This is a genomic window from Embleya hyalina (genome assembly GCF_003967355.1).
In the GTDB taxonomy this organism is placed as follows: domain Bacteria; phylum Actinomycetota; class Actinomycetes; order Streptomycetales; family Streptomycetaceae; genus Embleya; species Embleya hyalina.
In genome coordinates this window covers 269936-280460 of the sequence record NZ_BIFH01000013.1, presented here as the reverse complement: position 1 = coordinate 280460, position 10525 = coordinate 269936, and the positions used below count along the sequence as shown (strand labels likewise).

Annotated in this window: 8 protein-coding genes; 4 read left to right on the top strand and 4 right to left on the bottom strand. The window is 71.7% G+C overall.

The features are described 5' to 3' along the window. Positions 1-339: hypothetical protein (locus EMA17_RS53200; protein ID WP_218042583.1), on the top strand; the 339-nt coding region annotated here is incomplete at its 5' end. Between the two features lie 696 nt (positions 340-1035). Here the strand turns inward: EMA17_RS53200 and EMA17_RS01285 are convergent. Further along, the gene (locus EMA17_RS01285) at positions 1036-2400 is read right to left on the bottom strand and encodes a pyridoxal phosphate-dependent decarboxylase family protein (protein ID WP_126634967.1); all 1365 of its coding nucleotides are present in this window, start codon (positions 2398-2400) and stop codon (positions 1036-1038) included. Between the two features lie 37 nt (positions 2401-2437). Then, positions 2438-2725 carry a hypothetical protein gene (locus EMA17_RS52480; protein ID WP_170222073.1) on the bottom strand — a complete coding sequence of 96 codons (288 nt, stop codon included), beginning with the start codon at positions 2723-2725 and terminating at the stop codon, positions 2438-2440. A gap of 20 nt (positions 2726-2745) precedes the next feature. Here EMA17_RS52480 and EMA17_RS01280 point away from each other — a divergent pair, with 20 nt between their 5' ends. From EMA17_RS01280 to EMA17_RS01270, 3 genes are all read left to right on the top strand, one after another. Then, a complete protein-coding gene (locus EMA17_RS01280; RefSeq protein ID WP_126635516.1) occupies positions 2746-3174 on the top strand; it encodes a VOC family protein in 429 nt (142 codons plus the stop codon). Positions 3175-3397: 223 nt separating this feature from the next. Further along, a complete protein-coding gene (locus EMA17_RS01275; RefSeq protein ID WP_126634966.1) occupies positions 3398-7267 on the top strand; it encodes a phosphodiester glycosidase family protein in 3870 nt (1289 codons plus the stop codon). A gap of 278 nt (positions 7268-7545) precedes the next feature. Beyond that, positions 7546-8697: a glycoside hydrolase family 19 protein gene (locus EMA17_RS01270; protein ID WP_126634965.1), complete on the top strand. Its 1152-nt coding sequence runs from the start codon at positions 7546-7548 to the stop codon at positions 8695-8697. A gap of 66 nt (positions 8698-8763) precedes the next feature. Here the strand turns inward: EMA17_RS01270 and EMA17_RS01265 are convergent, their stop codons facing one another. Together EMA17_RS01265 and EMA17_RS01260 are read right to left on the bottom strand one after the other, a co-directional pair. Then, a complete protein-coding gene (locus EMA17_RS01265) occupies positions 8764-9798 on the bottom strand; it encodes an RNA ligase family protein (protein ID WP_126634964.1) in 1035 nt (344 codons plus the stop codon). Between the two features lie 78 nt (positions 9799-9876). Then, positions 9877-10521, bottom strand: coding sequence for a TetR family transcriptional regulator (locus EMA17_RS01260; RefSeq protein WP_170222079.1), 645 nt, complete (start codon positions 10519-10521; stop codon positions 9877-9879). Positions 10522-10525 lie beyond the last annotated feature (4 nt).

The following is a 10525-nucleotide window of genomic DNA, read 5'->3' as shown; positions in this document are numbered from 1 at the left end:
GAGGCTCCGAGACCCGAAGCCTTCGACGAGACGGGCGCCTTGGTCGGCGAAAACCAGCCTGCAGCGGCGGGCAGGGAGAGGGGGTCGGGTCGAGTCTGCCGCCGAACCTTCCCGAGCGGGTCGGGTCGTGTCCGGCGGGCGGTGGGTATGTGGGTGACGGCGGTTCACGAAACCGGATCGCGTGGAGTGCTGGAGCCTCGATGGGAGAGAAACTCGCAGGTCAGTGCGCAGGGAAGCCACCTGGAGCGCCTCGGGATCCGGTTTCGGTTCTCACTGGGCACTTTCGGTCTCCTCGACGGCCTTCGTGAGGTCGCGGCACGCGAAGTCGGCTTCCACTGAGCAGTTTCGGCCTCCACACCAGCGTCGAGGGGGTTGGAGCGCACGAAACCGACACTCGATGCCCGACTTTCCGTCTCGACCTCGCATAACCGCAGGTCACCAAGGCTCGAAAGTCACAACCGCCCCTCGCGATCCGGTTTCGAACCCCAACTCCTCTCCCAACGTCCCCGAACCGCCCCGACCCACTCGGGAAGGCCACTCGGCAGACTGGACCCGGGCACCTGCCCTCCCCGCCGCTGCAGGCTGGTTTTCGCCGACCAAGGCGGTCGTCTCGTCGGAGGCCTCAGCCTCCGAGCCCCGCACGCCGGCGGCGGCCCACCCCACGTCCCGGACCAACCCCGCACCAGCCCCCCGCAACCCGAGGCGCAACTCTCGCCGGACGGAACCCGGCCCACTCGGGAAGGCCCGGCGGCAGACCCGACCCGACCCCCTCCCCCTCCCCGCCGCTGCAGGCTGGTTTTCGCCGACCAAAGCGCCCGCCTCGTCGGAAGCCTCAGCCTCCGAGCCCCGCACGCCGGCGGCGGCCCACCCCACGTCCCGGACCAACCCCGCACCAGGCCCCCGCAACCACAAGCACACCGCCCGCCGAACACACCCACCCCACCCGGCAAGGCCCCCCGAGGACCCGGCCCGGGCGCCCTCTTCGGCGAAGCGCGGAGCCGTGGCGCAGCCGCGCGGCGCGGACATGCCTCCGGGTCATGGGCCGGCGAGTTGTTCCACTCGGGCGTGGAGGTGGGTTACGTAGTCTTCCGACTCCGGCTTCATCAGTACGCTGCGGAGGATGCGGGCTCCGTTCGCGTCGGCGGTGAGTTTCGGGTGGCGGGTTATCAGGCGTTCGGCGTCTATTCGGAGTGTGCTCAGGAAGATCGGGTCGTCGCTGTCGCGCATGCCCTCGTGCAGGATGCGGACGCCGGCCTCGTCGATCCGCGAGAGGGTGTGCGGCTCGGTGATCGGGAAATAGGTCACGATGTCCAACTCCGGGGGTTGGTACAGCTCCAGCCGGTCCGACCGCTCGATCAACTCCGCCCAGCGCAGCGCCGCACGTCGGCCGGCCGCCAGCGAGCGCCCCAGGCCTTCCCGGGTGGGCGGCAGGAGTTGGAAGGTCAGCCACAGGGCGGCCGCCGCCGCGCCCGCGCGTGAACACTCCAGGCTGATCTCGCCGAGGTGCAACTCCTCGGAGGTGAAGTAGGTGTAGGGCGAGTCGTGCAGATAGAACCGGCCGACCGACGGGTCGCGGAACAGCACGGCCCCGCACCCGTAAGGCTGGAGGGCGTGCTTGTGCGGGTCCACCACGATCGAGTCGCACTCGGCGATCGCCCGCCACGGCGCGGCCGGCAACCCCTCGGGGCCGTCCAGCCCGGCGAGCAGGGTGAAGAATCCCCCATAAGCGGCGTCGACATGGATCCGTACGCCGTAACGCTCGCGCAACTCCAATGCCTCGTGGATCGGTTCGACGGCGCCGAGGCCGGTGGTGCCCGCGGTGAGCACGACCGTACCGACCCGTCCGGTCCGCAGCAGTTCCTCCAGCGCGTCGAGGTCCATGCGGCCGAGGTCGTCCACCGGTACGGAGTGGCCCTCCACGCCGAGCACGCCGCACATGCGCCCGTGGGTGTAGTGGGCCTCGGTGCTGTAGGCGATGCCCTTCCCGGGGTGGAGTTCGCGCGCCACGAAGAGCGCTTCGAGGTTGGCGATCGTCCCGCTGGTGGTGAGGTGCCCGAGGTGGGTGTCGTACCCGAACATGTCGGCGAGCCGCTGTACGACCTCGCGTTCCATCTCGGCGGTCGCGGGTCCACCGTCCAGGGCGTGGTTGTTGGGGTTGATCAGCATCGCGGCGAGATAGCCCGCGACCGCCGCCGGATGCGGCGGCTTGAGCATCTGGCCGGCGTAACGCGGGTGGAAAAAGGGGTAGTTGTCCGTCAGCCGCTCGGTGAATGTGGCGAAGACCTCGGCGAACCGTTCGTCGTCGACCTCCAGGGCCGGATGGCTCCGGTAGGACCCGAACCCGGCGGCCCAATGCTCGTTGGATGTCACGGCGGCCTCGAGCCAGTGGCGCAGATCCATACCGTTCTCCTCCGGAGATTGTTTGGTGCCAAACAAGCTAGGCCGCGTATGAAAGCCCGGTCAAGACACCCGACATACGCCGCCCGGCGAGCTCGCGGACCATCACGAAGGATCTTGATGACGATCGTATTTTCGGCGCGTTGTCGAGGCTTTCGAGACGGGTGTCGCAATAGTGGGGCTGTTCGGCCCATTTCACCCCGAGAGAGAACGACCATGACGCACCCAGAACCCCCGCAGGCACCATCGCCATCGCCGTCGTCACCATCGCCATCGCCATCGCCGTCGCCGTCGTCACCGGCACCGGCACCGGCACCGGCACCGGCACCGGCAAACCCCGTACGCCAACTGCGTCTCGTCGTCGAGGCCGACGACTTCGACGCCGCGCTCGCCTTCTACCGTGACGCCCTCGGCCTGCCCGAGGAGGCGGCCTATTCCGGGGACGGGGGTGCCCGTGTCGCGATTCTCGACGCCGGTCGGGCCACGTTGGAGATCGCCAATCCGCAGCAGAAGCGGATGATCGACGACGTCGAGGTCGGCCGCCCGGTGGCGCCCCGGATCCGGGTCGCCTTCGAGGTCGCCGACGGCCGGGCCGTGACCGATCGCCTCGTCGACGCGGGCGCCATCCCGGTCGCGCCCCCTACCGTCACGCCGTGGCGGTCGCTGAACTCCAGGCTCGACGCACCCGCCGATCTGCACATCACCGTCTTCCAGGAACTCGCGGACGAACTCCCCGAACCCGACGGCCCGGGACCGACAACCGCGCCCCATTCCTGACCCGCCCGCCCGGCTCCGGCCGATGCGCCCCATTCCTGCGGAGTCGTGGACGGTGTTCTCCCTCGGGCGACAACCGGTTAACCGGAACGTGGCATTCGGGCCCCTCGACCGCGATTGGCTGCCTGTGGCCCGGTGGTCTCGACCGGGCCGAGCCATTTCGCGAGGTCGCGCCGCCGTGCTCCGATCGGTGGATCCTCGCATGCGTTGAGGAGCTGAAGTCCCCGTGTCACCACCCCGCATGGGCGTACGCCCGGCCCGCCGCCGCCCGGCGGCGGCCGCGCTCGCCCTGACCACCCTGCTCGTGGCCGGCCTCACCGCGGCCGCCCCCGCGGCCCTGGCCGACGAGGCGCCGCGGACCGCCGCGAAGCCGCAGGCGGGCGGCGCCGCCGACGGCCTCGTGCTCGACCGTCCCGGCGAGTCCGTCGTCACCCGCCGTGAGGTCACCCCGATCGCTCCCGGCCTGACCCGGACGTCCTTCGATCGCATCGGCCGGGCCGGCTGGATCCGCGGAAACGTTTTGGTCGCCGACCTGAACACCAAGGGCCTGAGCGTCGACTACCTGTCCTCGGGCAAGGTGACGACCCGGCAGACCGTGTCCGAGCAGGCCCGCAACGCGGGGGCCGTCGCCGCCATCAACGGCGACTACTTCGACATGAACGCCTCCGAGGCCCCGCTCGGCGCCGGCGTCTCGCGCAACAAGGGCCTGATCCACGCGCCGATCGAGGGCTGGAACCAGGCCGTGACCGTCGGTACCGACGGACTGGCCCGGATGGCACAGGTGTTCCTGGAGGGCAATGCCACGCTGCCCGGCGGCCGGGAGGTGCCGCTGTCGGGCGTCAACACCTACGGCCTGCCCGAGGGCGGCGTCGGCGTGTTCACCTCGGCGTGGGGCAACGCGTCCCTGGCGCATGTCGCGGGCGGCTCGGGCAACGTGGTCGAGGTCGAGATCCGCGAGGGCCGCGTCGTCGCGGTGCGCGACAGGCTCGGCGGCGGGCCGATCGCCGACGGCACCACGCTGCTGATCGGCCGCGAAGGCGGCGCCGACCGGCTGCGCGAGCTCAAGGCCGGCGACCCGGTCGGCATCGGCTACAAGCCGCGCGCCTCCTTCGGCGAGGTCGCGGTCGCGGTCGGCGGCTACCAGGTCCTGGTCCGCGACGGGGTCGCGACCGAGTCCGGCGAGAACGACGGCAACGAGCCCAACGCCCGCACCGCCGTGGGCTTCTCGGCCGACGGCAGGCGCATGTACCTGGTCACCATCGACGGTCGCCAGGCCGACAGCCCGGGCATCAACCTCACCAACCTGGCCGTGTTGATGCGGGACATGGGCGCGCACAACGCGCTCAACATGGACGGCGGCGGCTCCGCCGACATGGTCGCGCGACTGCCCGGACAGGCGCAGTCCGGTGTGGTGAGCAGCCCGTCGGACAACGGCGGCGAACGGCCGGTGGCCAACGGCCTGGGCCTGTTCACCACCCCGGGCTCCGGCGAGACGCGCGGCTTCCGGCTGCGGCCGGTCCCGACCGTCGACACCGGCGTGCGGATGTTCCCCGGGCTGCACCGGACCGTACGCGCGCTGCCGCACGACGAGTCGTTCGGCGCGGTCAAGGGCGCGGTGCCCAAGCCGAAGTGGTCGACGGACACGGCCGCGAAGCTGACCGTGGCCGGCACCGGCACCGAGGCGGTGGTGACCGGTCGCGCGCCCGGCCCGGCGTCGGTGACGATCAAGGCCAAGGGCGCCGAGGACGCGAAGCTGCCGCTGACCGTGCTCGGCGAACCGGTGCGCGTCACCGCCGGCGACGACCCGGTCGGCCTGGCCGCTCCCGGCGCCTCCACGCACCTGGCGGTCACCGGTTACGACGCCACCGGCCACGCGGCGCCCGTCGAGGCGGCCGACGTCAAGGTCACCGGCGGCGAGGGCATCGTCGAGGTCACCCCCGCCCCCGACGGCACGCTGAACCTCAAGGCGCTCGCCGACGGCCGCTCGGCCACCCTCAAGCTCACCGTCGGCAGTCTGGAGACCGCCGTCGCGGTCACCGTCGGCATGACCGAGAAGTCCTTCGCCGACTTCTCGAACGCCGCCGCCTGGACGTCGGGCAACGACCGCGCCCCCGGCGGCTCGGTCGCCCCCGCGCCCGGGCCGGACGGCAAGCCGGGTCTGTCCCTGGCCTACGACTTCACCCGGTCGACCGGCACCCGCGGCCAGTACGCCATCGCGCCCGAGGGCATCGTCCTGCCCGGCCAGCCGCGTGCGCTCACGATGTGGATCGAGGGCGACGGCAACGGTGCCTGGCCACGCATCCAGTACCGGACGGCGGCGGGCGTGGTGTCCAACCTCGACGCCCCGATGGTCACCTGGAAGGGCTGGCAAAAGGTCGAGTTCCCGGTCCCGGCCGGGGTGCAATACCCGCTCACCTTCCAGCGGTTCCGGCTGATGGAGACCAACGCGGACCGCCAGTACACCGGGCGGCTCGGCCTGAGCGACCTGCGGGTGCAGGTGCCGCCGGACGTGCAACTGCCCAAGCAGCCGTACGTCAAGGACCCGGTGATCCTCACCAACGGCACCGTCGACGCCAAGCCGCTGCGCGTGGCGGTGATGTCCGACGCCCAGTTCGTGGCCCGCGACCCGAACAGCGACCGGGTGCGGGACGCGCAGCGCACGCTGCGCGAAGTAGCGGCGGCCAAGCCGGAGTTCATGGTGATCACCGGCGACTTCGTGGACGAGGCCTCGCCCGAGGACTTCGCCCTCGCCCGCAAGCTGCTCGACGAGTTCGACCAGTACACCAACCGCAGCATCCCGTGGCACTACGTGCCCGGCAACCACGAGGTGATGGGCCCCGGGAACATCGCCAACTTCAAGGCCGCCTTCGGCGAGACCTCGAAGGTGTTCGACCACAAGGGCACCCGCTTCGTCACCGTCGACAGCTCCATGGGCACGCTGCGCGGCGGCGGCTTCGAACAGGTCGCCGGGCTGCGCAAGGCGCTGGACGACGCGGCGAAGGACCCCAACATCACCGGCCTGCTGCTGTTCGACCACCACCCCACCAACGACCCCCTGCCGGACAAGGGCAGCCAACTCGGCGACCGCAAGGAAGCCCGCATGGTCGAGCAGTGGCTCGGCGCGTTCCGGGCCGACAGCGGCAAGTCGGCGGCGATGGTCAGCGGCCACGTCGGCGCGTTCCACGCCGCGAGCGTCGACGGCGTCCCGTACCTGATCAACGGCAACTCGAGCAAGGGCCCGGCCGCCGAGCCCGACCGCGGCGGCTTCACCGGCTGGACCATGCTCGGCATCGACCCCGCCAAGGGCCGCGTCACCGACCCGTTCGCGGTACCGACCGACGACGCCGCGTGGCTGCGCGCCGAGGTCAAGCCGTACGCGGAGTCGGTCGCCCTCCGGGCCCCGGCCACGCTGGGCGTCCTGAACACCCAACCGGTCACCACCACGATGGTCCAGGACGGCCGCACCGTCCCGGTCGCCTGGCCGGTCACCGCCCAGTGGAGCGGCACCGGCGTACACATCGGCGCGCCGGCGTCCGCACCGCGCGGCGCGATCGCGGCCTACGACCCGACCTACGCCACCCTGACCGGCCTGCGCCCCGGCGTGGCCACGCTCACCGTCACCGTCGGCGGCGTCAAGGCCGAACAGCGGGTCAAGGTGGGCGACTTCGACCCGGCCGCCTGCACCACCACGATCCGCGGCAGCACCGCCAAGCCCCTGGCCGTCACGTCGGGCGTCACGTGCCTGGACAACGCCACGGTCAAGGGCCCGATCCTGGTCCGGCCCGGCGCCGGCCTGGTCGCCACCGGCTCCACGGTCACCGGCCCGATTTCCGCCCACGGCGCGACCGTCCTCATCCTGACCGACACCACCGTCGGCGGCCCGATCGCGGCAAGCGGCGGCACCGGCCCGGCCATGCTCCTGTGGTCCGAGCTGGGCGGCCCGGCCGACCTGAGCCTCAACCGGGGCATCACGGTGCTCGCCGGCAACACCGTCGGCGGCCCCCTGAGTTGCCGCCTCAACACCCCGCCGCCCACCAACGGAGGCATCCCCAACAAGGTCTCCGGACCGAAGTCCGACCAGTGCCGCGCCCTGTAACCCCCCGCATGCCACATCGGGCACGGTAGAGCCCACCGGATCACCCCGCGTCCCACACGACCGCAACCAACGGTCGTGTGGGACGCGGTCGTTCCCGGGACGAACGGCGCAAACTCTTGACTGGTATAGACCACTGGTATTGAGTAGCCCCACACCAGCCCGTCCAGGGGCCTCGAACGAGGCAGGCGCCGGTCCCGGCACGGCAGTCGAAGTACCCGCACAGGTACTTCCGTCGATCAGGCGCGGCGTGTTTCGCGCGCCGGGGAGTGGGCTTTTCCATGGCGAGAAAACGAATCATCGGATTCCTGTTGGCCATCGCGATCGTGGGCATGGGGGCGGCGGCTCTGCCCTTCGCCTCGACCGCCGCCGCCGCGAGTTGCGCGGCCGGATGGAACGCGTCGGCCGTCTACACCGGCGGCGCGACCGCCTCGTACAACGGCCACAACTGGGGCGCCAAGTGGTGGACCCAGGGCGAGACCCCCGGGACCACCGACGTATGGGCGGACCAGGGCGCGTGCGGAGGCGGCGGTGGCACCACCGGCGGCTCCACGGGTGGTGCGACCGGCGGTGGCGGCACCTGTACCTACCCGGACTGGGTCGCCGGCCGGTCCTACGCGGTCGGTGACGTGGTGCGCTACACCAACGGCAATCACTACCGGGCCAAGAACGCCAACCCGGGCTACGACCCGGTGATCAGCACCTGGTACTGGGAGCCGTACTCGTGCGGCGGATCGACCACCGGATCGACCACCGGAAGCACCACGGGATCCACCACCGACGGCAGCACGGGCGGCAACGGCGGCAATCCCGGCGACTTCGTGGTGAGCCAGGCGCAGTTCGAGCGCATGTTCCCGAACCGGAACCCGTTCTACACGTACGCCGGCCTGACCGCCGCGCTCGGCTCCTACCCGGGCTTCGCCAAGACCGGCAGCGACACGGTGCGCAAGCAGGAGGCGGCGGCGTTCCTGGCCAACGTCAATCACGAGACCGGCGGCCTCGTCCACATCGTCGAACAGAACACCGCCAACTACCCGCACTACTGCGACGCCGGTCGGCCCTACGGATGCCCCGCGGGCCAGGCCGCCTACTACGGACGCGGCCCGATCCAACTGAGCTGGAACTTCAACTACAAGGCGGCGGGTGACGCGCTGGGCATCGACCTGCTGAACAATCCCAACCTGGTCCAGAACGACCCGGCCGTCGCCTGGCAGACCGGCCTCTGGTACTGGAACACCCAGAACGGGCCGGGCACCATGACCCCGCACAACGCGATGGTCAACGGCGCGGGCTTCGGCGAGACCATCCGCAGCATCAACGGCTCGTTGGAATGCAACGGCGGCAATCCCGCGCAGGTGCAGAGCCGGATCAACAGCTACCAGTCGTTCGTGTCGATCCTGGGCACCACACCCGGGAACAACCTGAGCTGCTGAGTCCGACGGGCGGGGCGGGGCGAACCGGCAATCGGCCCGCCCCGCCCCCAAGCCCACCCACACCGCTCAGCCCGGACCCCGCCCGCCGCGCACACCCCGGCGTTCGGCGGCGTCGAAGCGGGCGAGCGCGCGGGCTCCCGGCTCCAGCGCCCGGGCCAGGCTCCGCAGTTGCGCGTCCGGCAGGCCGCCCACCGCGTCGGCGATCTCCTCCGCCGCGTCGTGGCAGATCTCCCCGGCCACCGCGTCGAGGGGCGCCCGGGGCCCGAGTTTGCTCACCGCCGCGGCGGCGCGGGTCGGCGTGAGCAGCGTCGCGGCCCGGACCAGCAACCACGCCGGCACCCCGGCCGCGCCCTCCGGCGGTGCCAGGTACGGGCGGGAACCGGCGAAGCGGCGGTCCTCGGCGAAGCCGTCCTGCTTCACCTTCACCACCGGGCGGGCCACATCGCGCTCCCACCACTCCCCGGCCGGCTTGAGCACATACCCCTCGGCGAGGTTGTCCTCGAGGCGGGGCAGCCCGAGCAGCCCGGGGACCAGACTCGCGAACACACACGACAGATCCCCGAGCGCGTGCGCCGAGCCGTGCCCGAGCGCCGGCACACAGCGCAGCCCCGCGTCGGCCGCACCCGCCCGCACCGCGCGGTCCGCGATCCAGCACCGCCCGTCCGCCGTCTCGACCGCCGCGTCGAACACCAACCAGTGCAGGTCGGGTGCGTACCAGACACCGGTCTGCACCGGCTCGCAGGCGGGATCGGCCGGGACGTCCGGATGCGGGTAGCAACCACCGGCCAGCTCGCCGTACACGGTCACCGAGGCCGCCTCACCCCACACCGCCCGCAATGACGCGGCGAACCGCGCCGCGCCCACGGCCAACCCCGGCCAGATCCCGGCAACCCCGAAGAAGTCGTCCAGCAGTTCGTCGGACAGCAGTTCGCGCCGCTTGGCCGGCCGCACCCCGGAGCCATCGCACACCACCGCGAAATGCGCCCCGTGCACCTTCTCCGTCGCCACCCACTCACGACCGCCGCCCGCCCCGGGCCGCGCCTTCGCGGACATCTTCGGGTACGGCCGCAACGCGGAACCCCCGGACGTGGCCTGTGACATGGCGAAATCCTCCGCCGCCCGCACCGCTCCCGGCAACCGGGTTTCCGGGTGCCACCCAGCCCGACGCGACCGCTCCCGTCAGAGTCGAGCCCGCAACGTGCCCCGACCCAGGCCGAGTTCGTGTTCCGCCGTGGTGATCGCCATGTCGTCGAGCGCCGGATGGTCGAGCCTGACGTCGATGTCGGCGTCGGCGTTGGCGTAGGAGCCGAGACCGTCGACGGTGACCAGGATGTGCAGGGCCGCGCCGAGGGCGTCGTCGGTGTCGAACTCCCCCGCCACGACGCCCGCTTCGATCAGCGCGGTGAGCGCGGTACGGGTCACCGTCTCCTGGGCGCCGACCGCTTCGCGCAGGCCCTCCTTGAATCGGCTGAGGTGGCGGGCGTTCAGCCACAGCCGGCTCAGGTCGAGATACGTCCCGTCGGCCAGCCGCACCAGGAACCGGGCCAGCCGGTCGATCGGCGCCAGCCCCTCCTCGTCCGCCGGCAACAACGTGTCGCGCTCCCTGGTCGCCGCGTCCGTGAACGCCTCGGCGACCAGGGTGTCCGCGGCCGGGAAGTAGTGGCCGATCAGTCCCGGCCGCACCCCCAACTCGTCGGCGACCCGGCGCAGCGTGATGCGTTCCAGGCCCTCCTCGAGCGCGATCCGCGCGGCGGTGCGCAGGATCTCCGCGCGGCGCTCGTCGGGCAGCTTGCGAACGCGGGTGGGTTGGGGTCTTGACGCCATGGCC